Annotated in this window: 24 protein-coding genes; 15 read left to right on the top strand and 9 right to left on the bottom strand. The window is 52.7% G+C overall.

The features are described from left to right. Positions 1-31: 31 nt before the first annotated feature. The 6 genes from BM412_RS16845 to BM412_RS16820 all read left to right on the top strand — a co-directional run bounded on the left by BM412_RS16845 (position 32) and on the right by BM412_RS16820 (position 4829). Positions 32-1384, top strand: a complete 1353-nt coding sequence (locus tag BM412_RS16845) for a hemolysin family protein (protein WP_240547872.1) — start codon at positions 32-34, stop codon at positions 1382-1384. Between the two features lie 211 nt (positions 1385-1595). After that, positions 1596-1829, top strand: coding sequence for a spore coat associated protein CotJA (locus tag BM412_RS16840; RefSeq protein ID WP_256256393.1), 234 nt, complete (start codon positions 1596-1598; stop codon positions 1827-1829). After that, positions 1822-2085 carry a spore coat protein CotJB gene (locus BM412_RS16835; protein ID WP_090981814.1) on the top strand — a complete coding sequence of 88 codons (264 nt, stop codon included), beginning with the start codon at positions 1822-1824 and terminating at the stop codon, positions 2083-2085. Before BM412_RS16840 ends, BM412_RS16835 begins: the two co-directional genes overlap by 8 nt. A gap of 40 nt (positions 2086-2125) precedes the next feature. Beyond that, positions 2126-2695, top strand: coding sequence for a manganese catalase family protein (locus BM412_RS16830; RefSeq protein WP_091220806.1), 570 nt, complete (start codon positions 2126-2128; stop codon positions 2693-2695). Between the two features lie 304 nt (positions 2696-2999). After that, positions 3000-4079, top strand: coding sequence for a phosphodiester glycosidase family protein (locus tag BM412_RS16825; RefSeq protein ID WP_091220804.1), 1080 nt, complete (start codon positions 3000-3002; stop codon positions 4077-4079). 69 nt (positions 4080-4148) lie between these two features. Continuing rightward, positions 4149-4829: an HAD family hydrolase gene (locus BM412_RS16820; protein WP_091220801.1), complete on the top strand. Its 681-nt coding sequence runs from the start codon at positions 4149-4151 to the stop codon at positions 4827-4829. 680 nt (positions 4830-5509) lie between these two features. On the opposite strand, the gene BM412_RS16815 is transcribed toward BM412_RS16820, so the two are convergent. From BM412_RS16815 to BM412_RS16790, 6 genes are all read right to left on the bottom strand, one after another. Continuing rightward, positions 5510-6667: a YheC/YheD family endospore coat-associated protein gene (locus BM412_RS16815; RefSeq protein ID WP_091220799.1), complete on the bottom strand. Its 1158-nt coding sequence runs from the start codon at positions 6665-6667 to the stop codon at positions 5510-5512. A 101-nt stretch (positions 6668-6768) separates the two neighbouring features. After that, positions 6769-7218, bottom strand: a complete 450-nt coding sequence (locus tag BM412_RS16810; RefSeq protein ID WP_091220796.1) for a GNAT family N-acetyltransferase — start codon at positions 7216-7218, stop codon at positions 6769-6771. Positions 7219-7234: 16 nt separating this feature from the next. Next, positions 7235-8386 carry a YheC/YheD family endospore coat-associated protein gene (locus tag BM412_RS16805; RefSeq protein ID WP_091220793.1) on the bottom strand — a complete coding sequence of 384 codons (1152 nt, stop codon included), beginning with the start codon at positions 8384-8386 and terminating at the stop codon, positions 7235-7237. Further along, on the bottom strand, positions 8386-9762 hold the full coding sequence (locus BM412_RS16800) for a YheC/YheD family endospore coat-associated protein (RefSeq protein WP_091220791.1): 1377 nt from the start codon (positions 9760-9762) through the stop codon (positions 8386-8388). Before BM412_RS16800 ends, BM412_RS16805 begins: the two co-directional genes overlap by 1 nt. Then, a complete protein-coding gene (locus BM412_RS16795; protein WP_177245892.1) occupies positions 9759-10949 on the bottom strand; it encodes a YheC/YheD family endospore coat-associated protein in 1191 nt (396 codons plus the stop codon). Before BM412_RS16795 ends, BM412_RS16800 begins: the two co-directional genes overlap by 4 nt. A gap of 19 nt (positions 10950-10968) precedes the next feature. Next, positions 10969-12336, bottom strand: a complete 1368-nt coding sequence (locus tag BM412_RS16790; RefSeq protein ID WP_091220786.1) for a YheC/YheD family endospore coat-associated protein — start codon at positions 12334-12336, stop codon at positions 10969-10971. 254 nt (positions 12337-12590) lie between these two features. Between BM412_RS16790 and BM412_RS16785 the strand changes: the two genes are divergently transcribed. Further along, on the top strand, positions 12591-13934 hold the full coding sequence (locus BM412_RS16785; protein ID WP_256256484.1) for a DRTGG domain-containing protein: 1344 nt from the start codon (positions 12591-12593) through the stop codon (positions 13932-13934). Here BM412_RS16785 and BM412_RS16780 read toward each other — a convergent pair. From BM412_RS16780 to BM412_RS16770, 3 genes are all read right to left on the bottom strand, one after another. Next, complete coding sequence (locus BM412_RS16780) at positions 13931-14227, bottom strand: YtpI family protein (RefSeq protein WP_091220782.1); 297 nt, start codon at positions 14225-14227, stop codon at positions 13931-13933. The two genes, BM412_RS16785 and BM412_RS16780, sit on opposite strands and share 4 nt — an antisense overlap. A 102-nt stretch (positions 14228-14329) precedes the next feature. Then, positions 14330-14839: a sporulation membrane protein YtrI gene (locus tag BM412_RS16775; protein WP_091220780.1), complete on the bottom strand. Its 510-nt coding sequence runs from the start codon at positions 14837-14839 to the stop codon at positions 14330-14332. Positions 14840-14842: 3 nt separating this feature from the next. Beyond that, complete coding sequence (locus BM412_RS16770) at positions 14843-15169, bottom strand: YtrH family sporulation protein (RefSeq protein ID WP_090981793.1); 327 nt, start codon at positions 15167-15169, stop codon at positions 14843-14845. Between the two features lie 133 nt (positions 15170-15302). Between BM412_RS16770 and BM412_RS16765 the strand changes: the two genes are divergently transcribed. From BM412_RS16765 to BM412_RS16730, 8 genes are all read left to right on the top strand, one after another. Further along, entirely contained in the window at positions 15303-19064 is a 3762-nt protein-coding gene (locus tag BM412_RS16765; RefSeq protein ID WP_091220777.1) for a DNA polymerase III subunit alpha, read from the top strand. Between the two features lie 257 nt (positions 19065-19321). Then, positions 19322-19804, top strand: a complete 483-nt coding sequence (locus BM412_RS16760; RefSeq protein WP_371264826.1) for a phosphatidylglycerophosphatase A family protein — start codon at positions 19322-19324, stop codon at positions 19802-19804. A gap of 178 nt (positions 19805-19982) precedes the next feature. Beyond that, positions 19983-20177, top strand: coding sequence for a glutamate decarboxylase (locus BM412_RS16755; protein WP_090981787.1), 195 nt, complete (start codon positions 19983-19985; stop codon positions 20175-20177). 213 nt (positions 20178-20390) lie between these two features. After that, positions 20391-21263: an acetyl-CoA carboxylase, carboxyltransferase subunit beta gene (gene accD, locus BM412_RS16750; RefSeq protein WP_091220772.1), complete on the top strand. Its 873-nt coding sequence runs from the start codon at positions 20391-20393 to the stop codon at positions 21261-21263. Further along, positions 21253-22257, top strand: coding sequence for an acetyl-CoA carboxylase carboxyltransferase subunit alpha (locus BM412_RS16745; protein WP_091220769.1), 1005 nt, complete (start codon positions 21253-21255; stop codon positions 22255-22257). Before accD ends, BM412_RS16745 begins: the two co-directional genes overlap by 11 nt. Before the next feature lie 50 nt (positions 22258-22307). Continuing rightward, the gene (pyk, locus tag BM412_RS16740) at positions 22308-24062 is read left to right on the top strand and encodes a pyruvate kinase (RefSeq protein ID WP_091220766.1); all 1755 of its coding nucleotides are present in this window, start codon (positions 22308-22310) and stop codon (positions 24060-24062) included. Between the two features lie 177 nt (positions 24063-24239). Continuing rightward, a complete protein-coding gene (locus BM412_RS16735; RefSeq protein WP_091220764.1) occupies positions 24240-24764 on the top strand; it encodes an acyl-CoA thioesterase in 525 nt (174 codons plus the stop codon). Between the two features lies 1 nt (position 24765). Further along, positions 24766-25158, top strand: a complete 393-nt coding sequence (locus BM412_RS16730; protein WP_091220762.1) for an FxsA family protein — start codon at positions 24766-24768, stop codon at positions 25156-25158. Positions 25159-25205: the final 47 nt, after the last annotated feature.

Raw genomic sequence — 25205 nt, 5'->3', positions numbered from 1 at the left:
GATATGCCGATGAGAGGAGCGGACGAAGCCTTTGCATGAATTTGAAGCAGGCCGAATTCTGTTAAACTTAAGTGTAGTCCTTATTCTTGTATTGTTGAACGGTTTTTTCGTAGCGGCGGAGTTCTCCTTGGTGAAGGTTCGTTCATCAAGGCTGACTCAGTTGTCCAACGAAGGGCATAAGAGGGCGAAATACGCATTGACAGTCAATAAAAAGCTGGATGCGTACTTGTCGGCCACGCAATTCGGGATTACGTTAGCTTCTCTTGGCCTTGGCTGGGTAGGGGAGCCGGCCATTTCTGATCTGATCGTTGAACCGTTGTTTTTCAAATTCGGTTTGACCGATGAGACGCTCGTACATACGGTTTCGATCATTATTGGATTTCTCGTCATTACCTTCTTGCACATCGTACTTGGAGAGCTTGCTCCCAAATCGCTGGCGATCCAGAAATCGGAAGCAACATCCCTGTGGCTTTCAATGCCGCTGCTGTTCTTCTACAAAATGTTTCTGCCTGTCATTTGGCTGCTCAACGGATCGGCAAATCGCTTGCTGCGATTGTTTGGCGTTCAGCCTGCCAGCGAGCATGATTCGGCACATACCGAGGAAGAAATACGCATTCTGATGAATCAAAGCGCCAAGAGCGGTATTATCGACAAGGATGAACTTCGTTTGTTCGATAATATATTCGAATTTAGCGACAGGCTGGCTCGCGAGGTCATGCTGCCACGGACCGATATGGACTGTCTCTATGCCGATCATTCTTTTGAAGAGAACATGAAGATCGTCTACGCCACCAAACATACCCGCTATCCGGTTTGTGTGGAGGATAAGGATCAGCTTATCGGATTTGTACATATTACGGATTTACTCACATCTGATCCCGATGAAGAGCAGTCCATCCATAAATATCTTCGTCCTATATTGAATGTGCCGGAATCGATGGAGATCAGCCATGTTTTGAAGCTGATGCAGCGCAAGCATTCACAACTGGCTATCGTGGTGGATGAGTACGGCGGAACTGCGGGAATGCTCACAACGGAGAGCATCTTGGAGGAAATCGTCGGCGAAATTCATGACGAATTCGATAATCAGCAGCCTAACATTGTCGTTAAAGGAGATGTCACCTCCGTTGACGGCCGGATGCTGATCGAAGAAATCAACGATATGTTTAACTTGGATATCGAGGATGAGGACGTCGATACGATCGGAGGCTGGCTCTTCACGCAGCTGGAGGGTAACCCGGATAAGGGCAAAAAGATTGTAGTGGATGATTTCGCCTTTGAAGTAGCGGAGAGTGAACGTCTGCGCGTATTGCGTGTGTTTATCTACCGCGTGAAGAAGCAAACGGAACAATCCGAGCTGCAAGAACAGGAAGAGAAGGAATAGCGATTTAGAAGCTGAGGCTGGCACTTTCAATCATCATGGATGATTGTTGGTGTCAGCTTTTTTTGCTTTGTCGGCCAGCACTATTCCCCGGGAAATCAAAATGAACGATCTACATAATCTATAGGAACATTTACTGGGCGAATGTCATATGATTAGAAATGGAATTTTGTTACTGCTCCGGTCAGATTCGATTATTAGGAGGAGAATGCAGGTGAATGCGATAAAGCCGACACGAGATTGGTACCCCTTCATAGGTCCCTTCGATCCTTGCCCGCCTAAATATGTGAAATCCTATTACGTGCCGCCGAATGAATTTATACCCTATCAGCCGATGAATTTACCGCAGTTCTCGCTGGCAGATGCACTTAAATTAGGGACGCTTTGGCCGGCATTATACGGTCCCTATGAGGCGAAAAGCTCGATGAGGAGGCAGGAGGATGAATAAGCAGCTGGACGAAAATTATTATAAGAAGCTGCTTGAGCTGCAGCAGCTGGACTTTGCTTTGGTCGAGTTGACGCTTTATCTCGATACGCATCCTAATGACCTTCAGGCTCTTCAGCAATTCAATCAATTGGCGCAGCAGCGGCAGCAATGTGCGTTGCAGTTCGAGATGCAATACGGTCCGCTCATGCAATTTGGTCACAGCTACTCCAAATACCCGTGGCAGTGGGTCGAATGCCCATGGCCTTGGCAAGTATAGGAGCTGACATGCTGGTGTAGAAAGGAGAGGAGGAGATTCCATGTGGATTTATGAGAAGAAGCTCCAGTACCCCGTTCGGGTCAGCAAATGTGATCCTAAGGTGGCCGGCTATCTGATCGAGCAGTACGGCGGGGCCGACGGCGAGCTGTCAGCGGCGCTGCGGTATTTAAATCAGCGGTACTCGATTCCCAACAAGGTGATTGGCCTGCTTACCGATATAGGTACGGAGGAGTTTGCCCATTTGGAAATGATCGCTACGATGATCTACAAGCTTACGAAAGATGCGACGCCGAAGCAGTTGGAAGAAGCGGGACTCGCTCCGAGTTATGTGAATCACGATAACGGGCTGTTTTATAGCAATGCATCCGGAGTGCCGTGGACGGCAGCCTATATCGCGACGAAAGGCGATCCGCTCGCTGATTTGTATGAGGATATTGCAGCCGAGGAGAAGGCGCGTGCGACGTACCAATGGATTATCGACATGACCGACGACGTGGATTTGCAGGATGGACTTAAATTTCTGCGTGAGCGTGAGATCGTCCATGCGATGCGTTTCAAAGAAGCGGTCGAGATGATAAAAGCCGATCAGAGCACGAAGAAAGTGTTCTGAACTCGTGTTCAATCGATCTATAAGTACGAAGCTGGCCCTTGCGTGGAGCCGGCTTTTTTGGTTTTGGATAAGCAATTTTTGGCGAATTATAACTAGTTTTGTCAAAAGCCCCTTTCGACTGAAACTTTTATATTCCGCCTCGCGTTTACTAGGTACAATGTGTTTGAAGTCTGGGAAAGCGGGGCGGAGGATGGACATACAATCGAATGTATCGACACCGAGAGAAACAACTATAAATCGTACTGACACGCCACTACAGCACCAAGCGACGACCAACCATGGATTCAGAAAACGCTGGAAACGAATGGTCCGCATCATGACGATAAGCGGGATGATTCTGCTGATGCTTGGCATCACCGGAATCGGGTGGCTGCTGCTGACACCTTCCGGCAGCAACTTTCGCTATCTGATGGCGGATACGCTTATTACAACGCAGCACAGGCACTGGGCAAAGTACATAATCGGGCAGCACGAGCTGGACGTGCGCGTGCAGCAATATCAGCAGCGATTTAATGCTATGGGCGAAGAACGAGACACACATGAAATCCATCCACAGCTGCAGCCTCAGCCGCAGCCGAACCAGACAGCCGTACCTGTCAGTACGCAGCCGGAAGCAAAGCCGCTCGTTGAAATCGAGGAGATTTCCGGTACAGGGTACAGCGGGTATGTCATGACGGTGAATGATCCAACGAAAATCCGCATTGGGGTTCCGGCGAAACAAGGCCGCGGTGAACGCGTTCGCAGTATGGTGGAGCGGACCGGGGCGATAGCAGGCGTGAATGGCGGTGGTTTTGCGGATCCGAATTGGCAGGGGAATGGATTTCAGCCGATTGGCATCGTCATGTCCGGAGGTAAGCTCTTCTATGATGATTTGGGCAAATCGAAAACCACACAAGTCGTAGGACTGGATCGCGATGGCAAAATGGTTGCGGGCCGCTATTCACTCACCGAGCTGGAGCAAATGGGGGTACAGGAAGCCGTGACGTTCCAGCCCCGCATTATTGTGAATGGCAAGGGGCTTATTAAGAATGCTGCGGACGGCTGGGGAATTGCGCCCAGGACGGCGATGGGACAGAGGGAAGATGGCGCTATTCTCTTCGTGGTCATCGACGGCAGACAGCCCGGTCATAGCATTGGAGCGAATCTATACGATGTACAGCAAATCATGCTGGAACGCGGGGCGGTCATTGCGGCTAATTTAGACGGAGGGTCATCCACTGTGCTGGTTAATGATGATCACGTCATCAACAAACCTTCGACGAAGAGCAGCGAGGGCAGATATTTGCCGACGGCCTTCCTCGTGTTTGAACATCCGGAGCAAGCGAACATTACGAATGTATGGGATGGACTTGGACCGAAAGATATCGATCCCGGCAAATGGTAAATGCAGGTTGCGTGACGGTCTTCTTTTCCAGTATGATAAAGGGCAATAATGCGAAAAGGGGATTTCTTCTTGCAAAGCAACGTTACATTGTCGCGGCCTGAGGCTATTATATTTGATATGGATGGTACATTGTTTGAAACGGATACGCTGCTTATTCACGTGCATGAGCGTATCTTCGAAACGCTCCGTGCTGAGGGGTTGTATATGAAGCCAACGCCGCCGGTAGAGAAGCTTCTGGGCTGCCTTGGCATGCTGCTGGAGGATATCTGGCGCAAGGTAATGCCGGACGGTACGGAGGCCGCTCAGAGACGGGCTGACGAGCTGCTGCTCCAGTATGAGCTGGAGGGCTTGGAGGCCGGAGAGGGCGAGCTGTATCCGCATGTGGCGGAGACGCTGCAGTCACTCAAGGAGCAAGGTTTCCGCTTGTTTGTGGCCAGCAACGGGTTGGAGCGCTATGTGAAAGAGGTTGCCCGCTACAAGGGGATCGCCCCGTTGTTCGATGGATTGTACAGTGCGGGAGAGTATGGAACTGCGTCGAAGATCCATCTCGTAGCGCGGCTCATGGAGGACCATGGAGTCAAGACTGCCTGGATGGTCGGTGACCGTTCCTCCGACGTGGAAGCCGGCAAGAGCAACGGGCTTGGCGTAGTCGGCTGCGCCTATGCCGTGTACGGGCGTAAGGAAGAGCTGCAAGGAGCGGATGCGCTTATCTCTGATTTCCGCGAGCTGCTTGCGTTGACGCAAGTGTAGAAATGAATAGGCTGTCTCAAAAGTGTGCAAGCGACTTTTGAGGCGGCTTTTTTTGTTTGGAGAGGGGGAGAGTACAGAGGATTAGCGGATAACGCCCAAATGGCTCCCAAGTAGATCTCTCTGTGAGCTGCATTTGCAGCTGTCGTTGCTTGGGGGATCTACACAGCTAAAATCAGATTAGCTGTAATTCTTTAGTTGAACTTTGTTTGTGAAAATCGCCCAGTGGCTCCTGACATCTGCAGGAGAGGGGATGAACGCGAAGAGAGGTAATGGTTACCGCATATGAGCGGGAAAGCGTGGGTGCAACGCGAAGAGAGGTAATGGTTACCGCACATGAGCGGGGAAGCGTGGGTGGAACACGAAGAGAGGTAATGGTTACCGCGCATGAGTGGGAAAGCGTGGGTGCAACGAGAAGAGAGGTAATGGTTACCGCGCATGAGCGGAAAAGAGTGGATGAAACGAGAAGAGAGGTAATGGTTACCGCGCATGAGCAGAAAAGCGTGGATGAAACGAGAAGAGAGGTAATGGTTACCGCACATTGGCGGGAAAGCGTGGATGCAGCGCAAAGAGAGGTACATGGTACCTCTCTTTGCGGACCAATATGTGTATTCAGTAAACGAATCTGCTCGCAGTGGAACCTCTCGGCTCTGCTCTGGCAGCTCCGTCACGTGCCAGCTGGACTAATCCAGCGAAGGCACCTGTTTCTCCTGTTTTTCCTGTTTCTCCAGCTTCTCTTTGCGCCGCTTCTTCTGATCGTAAAGCCAGACGGCGTATTCCAGCGGCCGGATGATGGCTTGCTTATAAGTCTCGCGCTCCCCGGCCTGTGCGAATACTTCGCGAGCCGGCTTCGGATTCACCTCGAGCAGCCAGATCTGTCCTCTCCGGTCGATGGCCAGATCAAGCGCGAGCTCACATAAGCGCCCATAAGACTCCTCGAGATAGGTAGCTACTTTCACGCCGAAATTCTCGGCTTTCTGCCGAATATCGGCAGCGGTATCCTCGTTCCGAATCCAGTCGCTCAGCAGCGATTGCATCTTGATCGCTTGGCCGCCTCCGTGCAGGTTGGAGGTAATGCTGCCGGAAGCGCCGATTCGTCCCGCGCAGCCGGTCACTTCCCATTCCCCTTTGCTGTTCTTCTGCACGAGCATCCGGTAATCATGCACGCGGCCATTCGGCAGTTTCAGCTGAATGCCTTGCTGCACGAGGTATCGGTTCCCTTTCAAATCCCAGGAGGCCAGCCTGCCTTGAATGCCGGAGAGTGACGCACGCTGGGGGCGAACGATGCGCCGATCTTGATCTCTTCCCTGGATTAAATACTCGCCGCCTTGCTGCTTCTCGATGCGCAGTATGCCTCTGCCCCCGGTTCCGTTGATCGGCTTCAAGTAGATTAGCGGATACTTACGGATCATTTCCGTCAGATCGCTGGGACTCTCGTATAGCCGCGTCATTGGAAGATGCGGGACAAAGTCTTCTTCCTTGCGCATCGTGCGGTACACCGTCCACTTGTTGCGGAGCACCCTGTTTAAGAAGGTCAAGTGGCCATATTTCTTACGGAAATGGCTGAGCTGAACGAAGCGATGGCTGCGCTGAATGCGGCAACGATCATAGATCATATGGGGGAAGGAGCGCCATTTGCGCGACCAGCTTTGCGATGCGGTGTCATAGATATGGGCATGAATCCGGTTATCTGAATAGTTGACGTCCGCCGGTGTGAACACGAATACTTCAAGACCGAGCTTCTTGCCGGCCAACGTCATGCGTTGATAGATCGGTTTCTCCTCGAGCCATCCATTGTCGTTCAAATAGAGCGTCAGGATGCCGAGAACCGGCTGAACCATAAGGACTCCTCCTAAAAGGTTTTGCAGTGACCGCAAAAACGAACTTCGGAAGCATAGACTTAAGGCACTTAAGGCGTTGCGGAGGTCAAATCTACTTCAAATTAACTCTCAAAACGCAATGTCGGTTTGCCTGTCGGGCCGGTATGCAAGCTCACGGCCTTCATGCCGGCACGGAAACACATGGCCATGCTGGAGGGATTATCAGAGGCGACAGTGCAGCTGAGAGAGCCCATGCGCTGGCTGAGCGCCTTTAGCAGCGCACTCCCGGCGCCTTGACCGCGGAACTCCGGGGCAACGACGACGAAGCATGCGCGTTCGCCGCCTTCGGCAGCAAATGCGCACGCAGCCAGCTTGCCGCTGCTTGAGATCGCCAGTGCAATTGCGGCAGGTGACTCGCCGGAACGGCTGCAGGCCAGCTGCGCCGCGGGAAGCTCCCGCAGCTCAACCAAGGCTGCATTCGTAATACGATCGTCGCCATACCGATATAAGAAGCGGGTGACCTTCTCCTTCGCAGATGCCCATTGGGTTGGTGTTAGCAGCTTTACCTGCACGGCAAATCACTCCTCGCTATAGACCCTTCAACTTGAGCAAATACTGGCTGTAGTGAAAAATGCGCTCAAGCGAACGTTTGCGAATATCCGGCTCGTCGAATTTCATCGGCTTCGCGTTGGCTTCGAAGAACCAGATACCTCCAAACTGGTCCACGCCAAGGTCCATCGACATTTCCGCCAATCGGCGGCCGGAGCCGCGCTCGATTTGACGAGCGATTATTAACGCAGCGTTGCGGGCCTTTACTAGCAGTTTACGTGCCTCATCTTGACCAAATACGCTGACAAGCAGCTTCTCCGGATCTTCGATGCTGCCGCCGCGAGGAACATGGGTCGTGATGCTGTACGTTCCGGCTACGCGTGCACCGATGCCGGAGATGTCCCATTGTCCCCGACGATTCTTCTGCACTAGCGCGCGAAGATCGAAAGAGCGTTCATTAAAGGCAGCGAGCTGGATGCCCTGCTGGGCAATGTAGCGCTCCCCGCTGCTTTCTTTGATAATGCGGGTCCACAGCTTCCCGATCGTGCCGCAATTGTAGGTCGTACTGCCGCGATCCCCTTGAATCTTCAAGCGATAGGGAAGCGGCTTTTCCTGCTGCAGCTGGATCGTCATAATGCCTTTGCCGGCTTTGCCGCTGACCGGTTTGAGATATAAAAATTTATGCTTCAGCATCATTTTGCCGAGTCCGCTGATCGTAAGCAGGCGGCGCGTTGCCGGAATGAACGGCTGGGTCGTACGCGACTGCTTCAACCATTTGAACAGACTCCATTTGTTGAAGAAAGCAGGATTGAAGAGCTGGATGCGGGGATGTTTGACGCATGCCGCAATTTTACGTTTCACTTCCGGCTGCAGCTCATCCTCGCGGAGCGGAATACGGTTATAGATGAGGTCGGGCAGCGGGAATTTACCCAGCTCCCAGCTCTCCGTAGCCATGTTGAAGGTGAAGCCGTCAAGCAGCTTGCGCTGAAGCTTCAGCTGCTTGACAGTCAGGACGTAAACCAGAAAACCAAACTCGGTGCCCATAGCAATGATGTCTGCAAAGTTTCCGCGATTGCCCCGAAATAGCTGTATATCGTCTTCTATCGTTAAGATAGCGAGAACCGGCTGCTTACGCTGAATGGAGGCGGCTTCATCAACCGCCGCCGTATCCTCGTGAATAACGAGTGCCATTAAGCTTCGCCTCCTTGCCCCGTGAACCTGCTTAGATACATGCAATGATCCAGAATATGACTTACGGAATCACGTCCTTGCGCGCGCAGGGCAGGATGGCTGAAGATCGATCGGCCCGGCTTGGCGTTGGCTTCAAACATCCAAACCTCACCGTCCTTGTCTATGCCGATATCAAGCCCGAGTTCACCCAGTGTGTGCGGGAAATTGCGTTCAATCGCTTCCGACAGCTTCACCGAGACATCCTTGGCTTTCGTCAAGATTTCGTCAGAGCGATCTCCGAAGGCCCGGCTGAGCGCCTGTTCCGGTGTCAGCAGCTGGCCGCCGTTCTTGATATGCGTGGTGACGCTGCCGCGCCCGGCTTTCTTCGCGCCGATGCCCACCGGCACCCATATGTTGCTGCCATTCTTGTGCATATGAAAACGGAAGTCGATCGGACATCCGTCGATTTCGATCAATCGCACGCCTTGCTGGCTGACATAACGGCCAAGTCCGCTGCCATGTCTCGTTTCCAGCATGCGCATCAGGCTGCTGAAGCTCGTGAAACGAAGCAGCACATTCGTATCCCCTCTGCGGTATCTGGCAAAGTAGCCGCGTTTCGGATGATACGTCAATCGATAAATCCCGATGCCGAGGCTGCCGGCAGAAGGTTTGTAATAAATAAATTGATGTTTCTCCAGCATCTCTTTGATTTTGTCGGCTCGCGGGTTGTTCACCGATTCCGGTAAATGCTCCAGCGCTTCGACATCCTTATCGAGCAGCTTATAAACATCGGATTTATTGAAGAAGCTCCAGTTGAAGAACGGTACACCTTTACGGATGAATTTCTCCCTCAGCGACATAATCGAAGCTGTAGTCTCGGCGATGCGGCTTGGGAGACGGTTGTAAACGACATCAGGGAGCGGAACGACTTTGCGGTACCAGCTTCCCGTACTGTTCAGGAAATACCCATTGATCGTCCCTTGATTCCAGTTAACATCGCGCGGCGTAAAAGCGAAGAAATAGGCTTTGCGTTCCCCTGTTTTAAGCAGCTGCCGGATGTACCCCGATCTTGCGCCAAAAGGAGAATCGGCGGATCGGCTGCCATCAGTCAGCACGCCGATGAGAGGTCCGATTTGAACCTCATTATCACTGCCTTGGATATAAGAAATGCTGCCTGCCTTCGGAACCCGGATGGATTGGCGAACGCCTGCGGAGAGGTAGAGGTGATGGCCTTGCCGATCGATCGGCTTTACGGCAGCAGTTATGCTTTCATGACCAAGCTTGAGCTGAATGGTTTTTTTGCCGGAGAGCTTCAGCGATTTAAGGAGTGAGCCCGACAGGTAAACGATTCGGTCGCTTGATGGTGAGAAGTGTACATGACAAGATGTCAAACTCATGGATGAACCTCCTGGATGTATCTCCTTTGATTTCGTCCAAACTGATAAACCGGCTGTCTGTGAGCGGCGAGTTTCATGGAGTAACGGATCGGTCGTTCGACGGCCAGCCTTGCAGCGCTCTCGTCGCCTTCAAGTGCCTTCCGTCCGGGTTTGGCATTGGCTTCAAGCAGCCAGATCCGGCCGCCCTGTTCAATGCCGTAGTCGATGCCGAGCTCGGCGAGCCTGCCAAAATGATTCTCCAGCGCCGCCGCCGCCCGTTCGCTGATCCAGCGCATTCGTCCGAGCAGCCGTCCGGCGGTTTCGCTGTCGAACTGTTCCGTTAATGCTTCGAGAGCCCCTTGGGCAGATCCGCCGCCATGCAAGTTGGCGGTCACGCTTCCCCGCTGCCCGGTTCGGACAGCCGCACCTGTGAACGACCATTTGCCCGATTCGTCTTTCTGGATTAATACCCGAACATCATATGAGCGGCCATCCTTGCCGGTGAGGGGCAAGTAAGGCTGAACGATATACGTTAGGGAAGCGACGAAGCGATGGATCCATCGGCATACGTCCTGCCAATTGTCGTATATCACCGCAAGGGGACGGTTCTTCCGGTCACGGCCGTCAATGTGCCAGCCGTCATCCCTCCGAAGCAGTCGCAATGCGCCTTTTCCGTGGCTGCCTGCGGAAGGTTTGAGAAATAAGCCTTCGGGATAGTGCTTCATCAGCTGCGTAAGATCAGACGCTCCCTCGTACTTGTAGGTGGAAGGGAGCCACGGCGACAGCTGCGAATCGCGTTCGAGCTCCCGGTAAACGTCCAGTTTGCCGGGAAGCGAACCATTCAGCAGTATATACGGCTTCAGTCGTTTCAGTTCCGCAAGTGCGCAGCTTGCTTCCTTATATTGGGCATTCGTCCTGGGAAGCGAACGGTCGTAGAGCACATCGGGAAGCGGGAAGCTTCCATGCTGCCACCGGCCGTGCTTTAGGCGGAAGCCGTTAATCAATCGAGGTGAGCCTCCAGTGACTTGGGAAGCGCAGAATAAATAGACGAATAGACCGATGGATTGCCCAAACCGGGATAAACGGCGGCAAAATAAATCCTCGGGCATCACCGGAGGGGAATCGTCTCCGCCGGCGCTTGAGGAGGGGATAGGAGACGGTTCGCTAATCATAATACCGAGGACGCTGCTGCACGGAATCTCAGCCATTACCGCTTCCCCCTTTTCGTTAAAATTCGGCCAAATGTCTTGCATAACGCACCATATTTCGAACGGAAGGACGGATTTTCTTATCTTGAAGCGGTGTATTGTCGTTCTTGGATGGCTTGGAATTCACTTCGAGCAGCCACACCCGGCCGCTGGCATCCAGCGCTAAGTCGATACCGAGCTCGCCGAAATGGGCGGGAATGTGCGTATCGATCCCTTTGGCGATTTCAAGCGCTGCCCGCTGCAGCTTTCCTGGCGCATCTTGAGCACTCGACCCAGACAAATTGGATTTCGCGACTGCTTCTTTCACGGTGCTGAGCGTACCGCCGCGTGCCAGGTTGGACACGAAATGATGGTTGCCGGCCGTTCGCGCCACAATGGAGGTAAGCGCCCATTTGCCGGTTTCGTTCTTCTGCACGAGCGCGCGGAAATCGACGGGCCTTCCCATAATGTCGATCAAATGCAGCCCTTGCTGAATTTGATAGCGCACCGTTTTCATTTTGCCTGCGAGGGAAGCATAGAGCTTATCGATGCCGCCAAAATGCTGCCTGCGCGTGCCGAGAGTCGTAGCATACTGAGCAGAATAGGAGTCCGTATCCAGTCGGGAGATCCGGATGATGCCTTTGCCCAAGCTGCCGCGTACCGGCTTCAAGAAGACGGTATTATATTTGGAGCACATCGACTTCAACACCTGCAAACCGCGAAGCACATGGGATTCGGGTAAATAGCGAACGAGAGCGGGATCCTTCACAAGGGCATCAAACACTTCGGCTTTATCGAGAAACTTCTCATTGAACACGATACTGTTATGACGATGCTTGGTTTCTTTAATGAAGAGCTGTACATTTGGTCGGTTTTCGAGCTTGCGAGAGGTCAGACGATTGTTGACAACATCCGGTGCAGGTACAGGTACTTTCCGCCAGCCATCGGAATAGACCCAGCCTTCGAGCGTGTTGAAATTGTCTGTAATATGATCCGGTGTGAAGAAATAAACATGAGCGCCTTGCGCTTCGCAGGCGTCTACGAGTTCCTTGCAGAACATAGTGATGGTTCCAAACGGCCGATCCCTGGCTTCCGGATCATCACGGCTGATGAGCACGCCGATTAGTGGGCCAACCGAGAGCGTGGCGTTCTCTTGCCGGTAACGGATTCGTAGTGTGGTGCTTGAGATCAGCCCCATTTTGCGGGCTAAGCTTTGCCCAATACGCATACCGTCAAACCGCTCGACCGGGACGACTTTTACATAGTGGCGGAATGCACCGAATTTCAGCATGATCGGCTGCCCTTGCGGTATTTTCCACTGTCTCAAATAAGCATCACCGAGCATAATGGCATCATCCGGCAAGATGCCTGGGCTGATCACCTGAACGGCGACTTTCGATTTCAGCATCGACGGATCTCCTTCCAAGCTGGAGGATGACGACGTGCAGCTTGCGGTCTATGGGATTTTCACACGAATTACTTTCATCATATGAGGACATCTACCCCTTGGTGATTAGCGGACATCATGAAAAACACGGGGGAAAGGCCCTTTTTCCGAGATACTTGACCGCTCCGCAGCTGTGCCGGCAGGAAGAGCATCTGCTAATATAGAACTAGAACAAGCCGAGGAATTGGTTGAAACAAGTAAGGGGGGCCACTGTGATAACAGGAGAAAAGGGACTTGAATCGCAGACGAAACATGAGCGACTCATGCAGTATATCCAGCAGCTCGAAATTGGTACGAAACTTTCTGTACGCACGATGGCCGAGGAGCTGGAAGTCAGTGAAGGCACTGCATATAAGGCGATCAAAGAAGCGGAAGCAACCGGGCTTGTCAGCACCAAAGAGCGGATCGGCACGGTCCGTATCCAGCGGAAGAACCGGGAATCGCTAGACCGGCTAACGTTCGGGGAAGTGCTCGATATTGTGCAAGGTGAATTGATAGGGGGAGCGGCGGGGCTTGTGAAGACCCTGCATAAATTCGTCATCGGTGCGATGGAGCTCGATGCGATGGTCCGTTATATCGACGCAGGAAGTCTGCTGATTGTCGGGAACAGGCAAGGGGCACACGGCTGCGCGCTTGAGCAGGGGGCGGGCGTGTTAATTACGGGGGGATTCGGCACCAGCGAGGATATGAAACGCCTGGCGGATGAGAAGGGGTTGCCGATTATTTCCTCCAAACATGATACGTTTACCGTCGCTTCGATGATTAACCGCGCCATGTTTGACCGATTGATCCGTCAGAAAATCATGCTGGTCGAAGACATCGTCACGTACAGCCGTCCTGTCGAAACGATGAGACTCGGCGAGACGAAAGCGGATTATGTTTCGCTGGCCAGCCGTGTCGGGGGGACGCGGTTCCCCGTGTTGGATGATCGGGGCAGGGTCGTCGGGATTATGACGGCAAAGGATGCCGAAGGCGCGCAGGATTCGCAGCTGGTAGAGCGGCTGATGACGCGAAGCCCGATTACGGCTGCGCCGAACATTCCGATTGCTTCCGCGGCACATACGATGGCAGCCGAAGGCATCGACCTGCTGCCGATCGTCGATAAGAATCGCAAACTGCTGGCGGCGCTCAGCCGAAGCGAAGTACTGGAAGCGATGCGGTATGCCGGGAAACAGAAAGAATCCGGTGAAACCTTCGATGAGTTGATCGGAGCGGGATTTGAGAAGAAAGAAAGCGAGCAAGGCGGAGATTGGCTGTACGAGGGAAGAATTACGCCGCAGATGTCCGGAACGTTCGGAACCATCTCGGAAGGCGTATTGGTTACACTCATGAATCAGGCGGCGCGTGGATTGATTCGGGAGCTCGGGAAGCGGGATTATGTCATTGAAAGCATGACGACATACTTCGTAAGACCTGTCCAGCTGGAAAGCGAAGTAGTCATTATGCCGAGTTTACTGGAGATGAGCCGCAAGAGCGCCAAGCTCGAAATTGAGTTGAAAGACCCCGGCGGCCTTGCTGCCAAAGCGCTGCTTACGGCGCAGCTGATTGATCCGTATTAACCTTTCATCGAGCGATAGACGCTGCCGTTGCGCAGTCCCGCGAACAGGTTGAACAGACCCAGTACGATAAACAGAGCGCCGATGATCACTTTTACCGTGGAGCCGCTGTAGGCAAGCATCATAAACAAAGCGATGAAGATTAGCATGATGCCCATACTCATATTCATCCGTGCTGCGTTTAACCCGCGCACACGCGTGTCGGTAGAGCGGCGTGCCTGGAAGCTGAAATAAACCGAGAGCAGCGATGTGCCGCAAATGATAATAACGATCGCCCAATGTAATGCATTGACCATAGTAAAACAAGCATCTCCTTTTAAGCCTATGCAGCTTTCAATATGTGCCTTATTGTACCATGAATGACAGCTCCAAGTGAAACGGCGAGGGCCGATGCGGGATCAATTAATCTGTCGTTGATTGAGCGTGGCTTTGAACCACACTTGCAGCACATTATCGACAACGAGCATCGTGCGAATTTGCACAACGAACTCCTTGCCTTCCACGGCGTAAATTTTGCGGTCCAGCAGATCCCAGGAGAGCTCGGCATTTGAATTGATTTTGTAGATACTGGTGCCTACGAAGACGGATAGGTCTGTTTTCAATTTGTTTTTGAGAGCTAATTTGACTTGTTCATTTGCAATGGGAGCCCCGTCACTCCCTTTATTATCCAACAAAATCGGCTGAACGCTCTGAATAACGGTATGCTGGTCTTTAAATTTATTCAGCTTCTTGATTCGATCCTCGTAGTCGATCAGCTTATCCTCCAGCGCCGTGTTGCTGTCGCGGAGCGCATTGAAATTCATAAAGAAGATGGCGTGATAGATCATCGCGCCAATGATGGAGCCCAGCACGACATAAGCAGCCGCTTGCATCAGCCTCGTAAATCGTTCGAAAGGCGGTACCCTCATCGGTCAGACCGCCCCTCTGCATAACCACCGGACAAGCTCAGTTCCCATATGCGCACCGAGAAAAGCGCACAGAATATACGCGATTTGCAGCACAACCGGCGAGAGATGCCCTTCTATCATGTTGCTTTCAATGACGCGCATCGGGTCGATCGTTCCGCCAACGGCCGCTACCAGCGCCCATATTTTCAGCCTTGACGCGGTTTCCAGCATAATGGCCGCCGGTGCTGCCAATACGAATACGGATCCGATGCCTGCCAGCATGGAGCCGCCGAATACAACGCCGAAGGCGATGAAGAAATCGATCGTCGCTTTGGATAAGAAGGAGTCCATTTATACGTTCACCCTTCCCGTAGATTAAGAGGACGTCATGCTCGTCCCCTAGTCCATTCTATGGGCGAGGAGGGGTTCAATATGATAAACTAGTATAAAATGATGCTTCGATAGAAAGAAAGAAGGAATAGCGATGAGCGGCGGACCAGACTTTGTACATTTACACGTTCATAGCGAATTCAGCCTGCTCGATGGGGCTGCAAGAATCCGGGATCTTGTGGATCAAGCGGCCGCGCTTGGCATGAAGGCGCTGGCACTTACGGACCATGGCGTCATGTACGGCGCCGTTCCGTTCTATAAAGCCTGCAGGGCACAAGGAATCAAGCCGATTATCGGCTGCGAGGTTTATTTGACGACAGGCTCGCGCTTCGAGAAGGGCGCCCGCAAAGATAACCCGATTTATCATCTCATCCTGCTTGCCAAGAATGAGACCGGCTATCGAAACTTGATGAAGCTGAGCTCGATCGGGCATCTGGAAGGCTTCCATTACAAGCCGCGCATCGACTTTGAATCGCTCTCGCAGCATGCGGAGGGGCTGATTTGTCTCAGCTCCTGTTTGGGGAGCGAGATTGCCCAGCATCTGCTGCATGACCGTACGGAGCATGCGCTTCGTTCAGCGAACAGGTACCGTGATATTTTCGGCGACGACTTCTACTTGGAGCTGCAAGATCACGGCATGCTGGAGCAGAAGAAAGTGCTGCAGGCGACGCTTGCGCTGGCGAAGGAAACAGGCATCAAGACCGTTGCGACGAACGACGTGCATTACTTGAAATCGACGGATGCCGCTGTGCAGGATGTACTGATCTGCATCGGCACAGGCAAAACCATCGAAGATGACGACCGGCTGCAAATGCTGACGGATCAGATGTATTTGAAGAGCGCGGATGAGATGACGATGCTGTTTCGTCAGGCGCCGGATGCGGTTGCGTGCACGGTTGAAATTGCCGAGAAATGCAACTTGGAGCTGACGTTTGGCCGAGCACTGCTTCCTTCGTTCAGCCCGATTCCAACCGGAATGTCGTCTTCGGCTTATTTGGCCGCTTTATGCCATGAAGGATTGGAAGCCCGATATGCCGGGAATTCGGATTGGGCCGATGATTCTCGCGCAAAAGTACAAGCCGTGACGAGATTGGAGTATGAGCTGGGTGTCATCGATAAAATGGGCTTCAGCGACTATTTCCTCATCGTGTGGGATTTCATTCGTTTTGCCCATGAGCAGGGCATTCGGACAGGTCCGGGAAGGGGCTCCTCTGCAGGCAGCTTGGTTGCCTATACACTGAATATTACAGACGTAGACCCGATCAGATATAAGCTGTTGTTCGAGCGTTTCCTTAATCCGGAACGGATCTCCATGCCCGATATCGATATCGATTTTAATGATGAGCGGCGCGACGAAGTCATTAATTATGTCTCCGCCAAATATGGCGAAGAGCATGTGGCCCAGATCATTACGTTCGGAACGATGGCGGCCAAAGCTGCCGTGCGCGACGTCGGCCGCGCGATGGCCGTGCCTTTCGCCGAAGTGGATCGGGCTGCGAAGCTTATCCCGAATCAGCTGGGCATTTCGCTCGAAGAAGCGCTGCGGATGAGCGCGGAGCTTCGCGAGGCTACCGAACGCCAGCCGAAGACGGGCGATTTGCTGCGAATGGCCTTGAAGGTAGAGGGCATGCCGCGCCATGCTTCGACGCATGCAGCCGGAGTCGTCATTTCCGGCGAGCCGCTGACGCATTATGTTCCGCTTCAAGCCGGCAGCGAGCGCACGGCGTTAACGCAGTATTCCATGGAACATCTGGAATCCGTGGGATTGCTCAAGATGGACTTTCTCGGACTGCGTACGCTTTCCATACTTGAGCGAACACTCAACTGGGTGAAGGAACAACAGGGCATCACGGTCGATTTTCGTTTCATTTCGGATCAGGATCCGGCCACGTACGAGATGCTGACGCGCGGTGAAACAACGGGCATATTCCAATTGGAGTCTGCCGGCGTTCGCCGCGTGCTCAAAGAGCTAAAGCCGACGCAATTCGAAGATATCGTCTCCGTGCTAGCGCTTTACCGGCCGGGTCCGATGGAGTTTATTCCGAAATTCATCCAAGGCAAGCACGGGCATGTGGAGGTTGAATATCCGCATCCTTCGCTGAAACCGATTCTGGCCGATACGTATGGCATCATCGTTTATCAAGAGCAGATTATGCAGATTGCCTCGTCGATGGCGGGTTTCTCGCTGGGAGAAGCGGACCTGCTCCGCCGTGCCGTATCCAAGAAGAAGCGTGAGGTGCTGGATGAACAGCGCGCTCACTTCGTGGAGGGCAGCTTAGCACAAGGGTACGAGAAAACAGATGCCAATGCGGTTTACGATATGATTGTCCGTTTCGCCGATTACGGTTTCCCGCGTGCACATGCCGCCGCCTATGGCGTATTGGCTTTCCAAACGGCATGGTTGAAAGCGAATCATCCCGTTGCGTTTATGGCTTCCATGCTGGCATCCGTGACGGGAAGCCAGCGCAAGACGGCAGAGTATGTGGATGAATGCCGCCGGATGGGCATCGATGTGCTCCCGCCGGATGTGAATGAGAGCAGCGTAACGTTCACGCCGGTGAACGGAGCGGTTCGCTTCGGCTTGGCGTCAATCAAGAACGTCGGCACGCAGGCGATCGATTCACTGCTGAAGGAGCGGGCAGAACGTCCGTTTGACAGCTTGCTCGACCTGTGCCGAAGAGTCGACCTGCGCGTCGTGAACAAACGGGTGCTGGAGTCGTTAATTCAAGCAGGCGCTTGCGATTCATTGGCAGGTCACCGCGCACAGCTGATTGCGGTGCTGGATGAAACGGTCGATGCCGCGCTTAAATGGCGCAAGGAACGCGAGGAATTGCAGATTGAGCTGTTCGGCTTCGATGAGGTGCAGAACTGGGATATCGAGATGCCGGAGGTACGGCCGTTTACGACGGGACAGCTGCTTGCGCTCGAACGGGAGCTGCTCGGCATGTATTTGTCCGGCCATCCCCTTGACGACCATAAGGAATTGCTCGAAGAATTGCCGCTCGATCGTCTTGTTGATCTATCCGAAGCGCCTGAAGGCTCTTTCGCCGTCGTAGCCGCAATGGTGGTATCGGTGAAGCCGTTTACGACGCGCAAAGGACAAGCGATGGCCTTTCTGGAAATCGAGGATCGCATTATGCGTGTGGAAGCTGTCGCTTTTCCGACGATTTGGCAGCGGCACTCGAACATGCTCGATCCCGGCAGCTTGGTATTCGTCCTCGCGAACGTGCAGCATCAGGACGAAGATTATAAGCTGTTGATCGAGGATGTTGCTCTTCTCGGCGGAGGCGTGCCCGGTCAGGACGCAGCCTCGCAGGTGCAGCGCCTGCAGCGGCAAGCGCGCAGCAAGGCCGCGCGGACTGCCGGCGGCGCTTCGGGCTCCGCGGATCGCAAAGGCGGAGGCGGGCCTGCCGGTACGCAGTCGGGTTCGGCGCAGCCTGCGAAGCCGGCGGCCGCTGCGCCTCAAGCGCAAGCGAAGCCTACGGCGGCTCCGCCCGGTGCTGCCGCGCAGAAAGCCGAGAAGCCGGCGGCTTCCGCGAAGAACTACGCCGCGGAAGATCGTGCTCCGGCAATGGTCTCTTCCGCGGCTCAAGCCGGGCCGGCTAAGTCATCAGCGTCGGCTAAACGTCCGCAGCGGCTCTATATCAAGATCGCTGCAGGACGCGAGGATTCCGCTGCGCTTGAGAAGCTGAAGGCCCTGCTCGGAGGCAGCGCGGGTACTTATGAGACCGTGCTGTTCTATGAGCGGGAAGGCCGAACGGTCGCGCTAAGCGATGCATTCCGAATCAAACCCTCGCCGCAGCTGCTGCAGCAGATCGAGTCGATTTTTGGTAAAGGCTCGGCGGTCGTGAAATAATAAAGGACAACCTGAGCGAGTGTCAGAACAAAGGTCGAATGATGCTGAACTCGCTCTATCCGGCACGAATAATCGTTTTGTCAAGCCAGGCACAAGTTGTAACATGCCTGCATACATTTAGGAGACACAGAGCTTGATGGCTCTGCATTTCGCCGCTTGTGCGGACTGACGTTTGTCAGCTGACGATGGTTGTTGGCCGCTGGCGCTCCGCCCGATTCGTACAAGCAGATGCGGGGGGATGAACAGTGTCGTCCGACATGGAAAAATGGCTTAACAGACGTGGTGTTTCAGTTGGTGATGTTGCGGATATCGTATTTTCGCTGCAGCGTCCTTATAATCCGGATCTCACTTACCAAGAATGCGAAGAGAGTGTGCATACGGTACTTAATAAACGCGAGGTGCAATATGTGCTGTTTACAGGCATTGCCCTCGATGAGCTGGCGGAACGCAAGCTGCTCCCGGAGCCGCTTCAGGCGATTATGGAGGCAGATGAGTCCCTCTTCGGCGTGGACGAAACGCTGGCTCTTGGCATTACAAACGTATATGGGATGATCGGCCTCACAAGCTTTGGCTATTTGGACAAAGTAAAGCCGGGCATCATTCGCAAATTGAACGAGAAAGGCCAGCATGTGCATGTTTTTCTGGATGATTTGGTAGCCGGGCTGGCTGCTGCGGCATCCGCACGTATTGCACATCAGGATCCGAAGGCTAACCGGTACGAAATCGAGGATCGTCCTTAAACGGGGAGAGCCTCTCTCGGGGCTCAAATTCGCTTCCAGCCTTGTGGCGTTGCGGTGAAAACTAAACATATGGTATCATTATGACATCATATGCCCAGATAACGTGTGTTTATATTGCGGCCAATGCGTTTACATGTGCGCGCAGATGATCTTTTATTAATGCTCAGGAGGTTCCTTCATGTGGACGGTTATCTACATCGCGCCGACGGCAAAAATTGCGGAGAGCATTAAAAACCGGCTGACCCAAGAAGGGTTTCTCGTAAAGATCAGACCGATTAATGTTTCCAAGCAACAGTACGAAATATTGGTCCCATCTGGCGAACTGGAAGAAGTGCAGGAAGTGTTAAATAACATTCTCAACTCGCAACGTTAATTTCCAATTACGGAGTACCTAAGCGCGGGCGATGTAAAAAAAACTATTGCGTACCTAACGTGCAGCGTGTAAATTCAGTACTGTTGCGTTTACAGAGGTACATTCTAAACTACTGCATACTCATAAGCGCAACGAAGTAAATGTTATACTGCTGCGTTCTACCAGCGCAGTGAAGTACATTCCAAACTTTGCGCCCCCAAAGAGGTGTCTTTTGTGTTCAAGGACTTATTTCATAAAAAGAAATATGCCACAATTCCTTCGGGCCAGCCGAGAACGAAGCCGGATATTCCGGAAGGCTTAATGTCCAAATGTCCGAAGTGCGGCAATATTCAATTCAGCAAAGAAGTCGAGAAAAACTTAAAAGTATGCCCGGGTTGCGGCCATCATTTCCGGCTGAACGCTTGGGAACGAATCGCCATTACGCTCGATGAAGGACGTTTGGTTGAGTATGATGCGGAGCTGGAGTCGGTTGATCCGCTTCCTTTCCCGGGTTATGCAAACAAGCTGGAGGCACAGAAGAAGAGCTCCGGTCTTAAAGATGCGGTTGTTACAGGAGAGGGGACGATCGGCGGATTGCCGGTCGTCGCCGCTTTCATGAGCTTTGATTTCTTTGCAGGCAGTATGGGGTCGGTTGTCGGTGAGAAAATCACGCGAGCAATTGAACAAGCCCATGCGAAGAAGCTGCCGCTTCTTATTTTCTCTACTTCCAGCGGTGCGCGGATGCAAGAAAGTATTCTCAGCTTGATGCAAATGGCGAAGACAAGCGCAGCACTTGCAAAGTTCCAAGGCGACGGCGGTCTGTATATTTCCGTTTTAACCGATCCTACGACAGGCGGCGTCTCCGCAAGCTTTGCGATGCTTGGCGACTTTAACTTGGCCGAGCCGGGTGCACTAATCGGTTTTGCCGGACGAGTGGTTATCGAGCAGACGATTCGTCAGAAGCTCCCGGACAATTTCCAAACAGCGGAATTCAATTTACAGCATGGACAGCTTGATAAAGTGGTTCACCGTAAAGAAATGAAAGCAACGTTAGCTAAATTGCTTGATATGCATTCGGTAAAGGGGGAAATTATCAATGGCGGGTGAGCTGCCGTTTGAGAAGCCGCTTAACGAGCTGCAGAAGAAGATCGAAGAGCTGAAGAAATTCGGACAAGAGTCAGGCATTGATTTCACCGATGAAATCAGCCGACTGGAGGACCGTTGTAAACAGTTGCAGGAAGAGCTATATGATGAGCTGACGCCGGCGCAGAAAATGCACTTGGCGCGTCATCATGGCCGTCCTACCTCTCTGGATTACATAGGGATGATTTTCACCGATTTCATCGAGCTCCACGGTGATCGTCTATTTGCAGATGATCTTGCTATTGTGGGAGGACTTGCTAAGCTGAACGGCGTACCGGTTACGGTAATCGGCCATCAGCGCGGTAAAGATACGAAGGACAATATTGCCCGTTTCTTCGGAAGTCCGCATCCGGAAGGATTCCGTAAAGCACTGAGACTCATGCAGCAGGCGAATAAGTTCGGACGTCCCATTGTAACGTTAATCGATACGAAAGGCGCATATCCCGGGAATACGGCGGAAGAGCGCGGTCAGTCCGAGGCGATCGCTCGTAATCTCCGCGAAATGGCCATGTTCGGCGTGCCGATCATTTGCGTGGTCATCGGGGAAGGCGGCAGCGGCGGTGCGTTGGCACTTGGTGTCGGCAATCGCGTGCTTATGCTGGAGAATGCGATCTACTCGGTTATTTCGCCAAACGGTGCGGCATCCATCCTATGGAAAGATGCTTCCCGTGCAGATGAAGCGGCTGCGGTTATGAGAATTACGGCTGGCGATCTGCTTGAGTTTGGCATAGTGGAAGAGATTATCAAGGAACCGCAAGGCGGGGCGCATCGCGACCTGGCTGTGCAGGCCGAGACGATAAAAGAAGCGATCTGGCGCCATCTTGGTGAGCTGTCCAAGCTTTCCTCTGAGGAGCTTGTTGCGGATCGTTACAATAAATTCCGTAAAATCGGTCAATTTCGCGCTCCTGAGCCGGAAGCCGAGCTGATTTTGGACGAGATCGAATCAGCGCAAGTTTAATCAATGTTAAGTTAAATGTGAACGTATCAGACGGAGGATGGAAATTACTTATGCGTAAAACGAAAATCGTATGTACGATCGGCCCATCCAGCGAATCGCTGGAAAATACGAAGAAACTAATCAATGCCGGCATGAATGTCGCTCGTCTTAACTTCTCGCACGGCGACTTCGAAGAGCACGGCAACCGGATCAAGAACATTCGTCAAGCTTGTTCCGAGCTTGGCAAAACCGTTGCGATCCTGCTGGATACGAAAGGCCCGGAAATTCGCCTCGGCAAACTGAAAGAAGAGCCGATTGAACTGAATCAAGGCGAAACTATTACACTCACAACGGAAGAAATTCTTGGTGACAAGAACCGTATTCCGGTCACGTACGCGAACCTGCCTGCAGATGTTGAAGTGGGTTCCACCATTCTAATCGATGACGGTTTGATCGGTCTTACGGTTGAAGAAGTGCAAGGCACCGAAATTCTTTGCCGTATCGTAAACAGCGGTCCAATCAAGAGCAAGAAAGGCGTTAACGTTCCGGGCGTACATATTTCCCTGCCTGGTATTACGGAGAAGGACGCTAACGATATCGTGTTCGGTATCGAGCAAGGCATTGATTTCATCGCCGCTTCTTTCGTTCGTAAAGCGACAGACGTTCTTGAAATTCGCGAATTGCTCGAGAAGCACGGCGCGAGCCACATCCAAATCATTTCCAAAATCGAGAACCAGCAAGGCGTGGACAACCTCGATGAAATTCTTGAAGTATCCGACGGCCTAATGGTTGCCCGCGGCGACCTTGGCGTTGAAATTCCGGCTGAAGAAGTACCGCTGGTTCAGAAGCAAATGATTCAGAAGTGTAACCGTGCAGGTAAACCGGTAATCACAGCTACGCAAATGCTGGATTCCATGCAGCGCAACCCGCGTCCGACTCGTGCGGAAGCGAGTGACGTAGCGAATGCGATTTTTGACGGTACGGATGCAATCATGCTTTCCGGTGAGACTGCTGCCGGTAAATACCCGGTAGAATCGGTTCAAACGATGTCCCGTATCGCTATGCGTGCGGAGTCGGCGCTTGATTACCGTGAGATCTTCACGAAGCAAGCAAGAGCGCAACAAACGACCGTAACGGAAGCAATCAGCCAAGCCGTTGCTAACTCGGCTCTTGATCTGGATGCCAAAGCGATCATCACTTCCACTGAGAGCGGCTATACGGCGCGTATGGTTTCCAAATACCGTCCGAAATCGCCAATCGTGGCTGTAACTCCACAAGAGCAAGTAATGCGCCGTCTGGCACTCATCTGGGGAATTATCCCGGTTCTTGGCACACCTGCTGAAACAACGGATGAAATGTTCGATATCGCGGTACAAGGCGGAATCAACTCCGGTATCGTAAAACTTGGTGACACGGTTATCATTACAGCCGGTGTTCCGGTTGGACGCTCCGGTTCGACAAACCTGATCAAGATCCACACAATCGGCGAGATGATTGCCAAAGGTCAAGGGATCGGCAGTCAAAGCGCAACCGGTAAAGTGGTTGTAGCACGTACTCCGCAAGAGGCGATTGCTAAGACTACTGAAGGCTCCATTCTCGTAACGGTTTCCACTGACAGAGAATACATGCCTGCAATTCAGAAGGCAGCCGCAGTTATTACCGAGCAAGGCGGCATCACAAGCCATGCGGCAATTGTTGCGCTGAACCTTGGAATTCCTGTTGTACTGGGCGTTCAGAACGCGCTTGAGCTTCTGCAAGACGGATCCGAAGTAACGGTATATGCTGAAGTTGGCGTTATCTACTCCGGTCAAGCTAAAGTAATGTAATGTCTGTTGACTAAAATGAAGCGATGGTGCGCAAGCACCGTCGCTTTTTGGCTATTCGGTGTTGGAATGGTTGAAGGAAATGTATGGATGTTGCATCTTAAGGCTGAGCTTAGCCGTATTAGTATAAATGCGTTACTTTACTCTCCATAGATTACAAAGATAAGGATTGATCAAAACATGACGGAAGCAGACAATGAGTCCGTTCTCTGGTATTTGCATCCTCTTCGCGTTCGTTATCAGGAAACGGATCAGATGGGCGTAGTGTTTCATGGGAACTATGTGACATGGTTTGAAATTGGGCGTACGGAGTTCGTGCGGGCTTTGGGGATGACCTATGAAACGATTGAGAAGCAAGGTTTATTGCTGCCTGTCGTCGATTTGGACTGTTCCTATGTGTCACCGGCTCGGTATGATAATAATGTCATCATTTGTACGCGATTGGAACAATTCTCGCCGATCCGAGTATCGTTTCGTTCGGAAATTCGGCTCGTCGATGACATGGAACACCAAGCGCTGAGTTGGTTTCCAGGCGCCGAACCGCCCGGAAAGCTGCTTGTACGAGGGGGCACCCGGCATGTGTGGGTAAACCGGGAATGGCGGCCTTCGCGGCTGGATAAGCAGCTTCCTGAGCTTTACAGCATGATGGAGGCGGTATCGGAAGGGAACTTGCCAGTGCCGAACAAGGAAGAGGGAGGCAGTTAATATGCTGAAATGGATTATTGCCGCAATTATTATCGTTCCCGCAATCGAGATGTGGGGCATTATCAAGATGGGACACATCATCGGCGGCTGGTCAACCTTTGGCCTCATCCTAATAACCGGCTTCGCCGGCGCACAGTTCGCAAGAAGCGAAGGACGTAAAGCATTCATGGACGTCCAAGCCCAAATCCAAAGCGGCAGACCTCCGGGCCACGCCATGCTAAACGGGATCTGCGTACTCATAGGCGGCTTGCTCCTACTCATGCCAGGCTTCTTCACCGACATAATAGGCGTCACCCTGCTGCTCCCGTTCACCCGCCCATTCTATCGGTTACTCATGCTTCGCTGGCTAGAAAAGAAGCTTCGGAACGGATCGTTAACGATTCGCAGAAGGTGAAACTCAGCTCGGAAAGTGTTAGTTGGTAGTGAAAAGCTAAGAGCAAA

This window comes from Paenibacillus sp. BC26 (assembly GCF_900116125.1).
Taxonomy (GTDB): Bacteria; Bacillota; Bacilli; order Paenibacillales; family Paenibacillaceae; genus Paenibacillus_Z; species Paenibacillus_Z lignilyticus.
The sequence above is the reverse complement of the archived record's forward strand: the minus strand, read 5'-3'. Positions and strand labels throughout refer to the sequence as shown.

Coding starts and splice junctions, on each gene's coding strand:
- BM412_RS16730 (WP_091220762.1), top strand. CDS start 24,766: ATGCTGAAATGGATTATTGCCGCAATTATTATCGTTCCCGCAATCGAG.
- BM412_RS16790 (WP_091220786.1), bottom strand. CDS start 12,336: ATGCTGAAATCGAAAGTCGCCGTTCAGGTGATCAGCCCAGGCATCTTG.
- BM412_RS16770 (WP_090981793.1), bottom strand. CDS start 15,169: ATGGACTCCTTCTTATCCAAAGCGACGATCGATTTCTTCATCGCCTTC.
- BM412_RS16835 (WP_090981814.1), top strand. CDS start 1,822: ATGAATAAGCAGCTGGACGAAAATTATTATAAGAAGCTGCTTGAGCTG.
- BM412_RS16830 (WP_091220806.1), top strand. CDS start 2,126: ATGTGGATTTATGAGAAGAAGCTCCAGTACCCCGTTCGGGTCAGCAAA.
- BM412_RS16805 (WP_091220793.1), bottom strand. CDS start 8,386: ATGGCACTCGTTATTCACGAGGATACGGCGGCGGTTGATGAAGCCGCC.
- BM412_RS16735 (WP_091220764.1), top strand. CDS start 24,240: ATGACGGAAGCAGACAATGAGTCCGTTCTCTGGTATTTGCATCCTCTT.
- BM412_RS16815 (WP_091220799.1), bottom strand. CDS start 6,667: ATGGTTCAGCCGGTTCTCGGCATCCTGACGCTCTATTTGAACGACAAT.
- BM412_RS16825 (WP_091220804.1), top strand. CDS start 3,000: ATGGTCCGCATCATGACGATAAGCGGGATGATTCTGCTGATGCTTGGC.
- BM412_RS16760 (WP_371264826.1), top strand. CDS start 19,322: ATGGAAAAATGGCTTAACAGACGTGGTGTTTCAGTTGGTGATGTTGCG.
- BM412_RS16775 (WP_091220780.1), bottom strand. CDS start 14,839: ATGAGGGTACCGCCTTTCGAACGATTTACGAGGCTGATGCAAGCGGCT.
- BM412_RS16795 (WP_177245892.1), bottom strand. CDS start 10,949: ATGGCTGAGATTCCGTGCAGCAGCGTCCTCGGTATTATGATTAGCGAA.
- pyk (WP_091220766.1), top strand. CDS start 22,308: ATGCGTAAAACGAAAATCGTATGTACGATCGGCCCATCCAGCGAATCG.
- BM412_RS16755 (WP_090981787.1), top strand. CDS start 19,983: ATGTGGACGGTTATCTACATCGCGCCGACGGCAAAAATTGCGGAGAGC.
- BM412_RS16800 (WP_091220791.1), bottom strand. CDS start 9,762: ATGAGTTTGACATCTTGTCATGTACACTTCTCACCATCAAGCGACCGA.
- BM412_RS16780 (WP_091220782.1), bottom strand. CDS start 14,227: ATGGTCAATGCATTACATTGGGCGATCGTTATTATCATTTGCGGCACA.
- BM412_RS16745 (WP_091220769.1), top strand. CDS start 21,253: ATGGCGGGTGAGCTGCCGTTTGAGAAGCCGCTTAACGAGCTGCAGAAG.
- BM412_RS16765 (WP_091220777.1), top strand. CDS start 15,303: ATGAGCGGCGGACCAGACTTTGTACATTTACACGTTCATAGCGAATTC.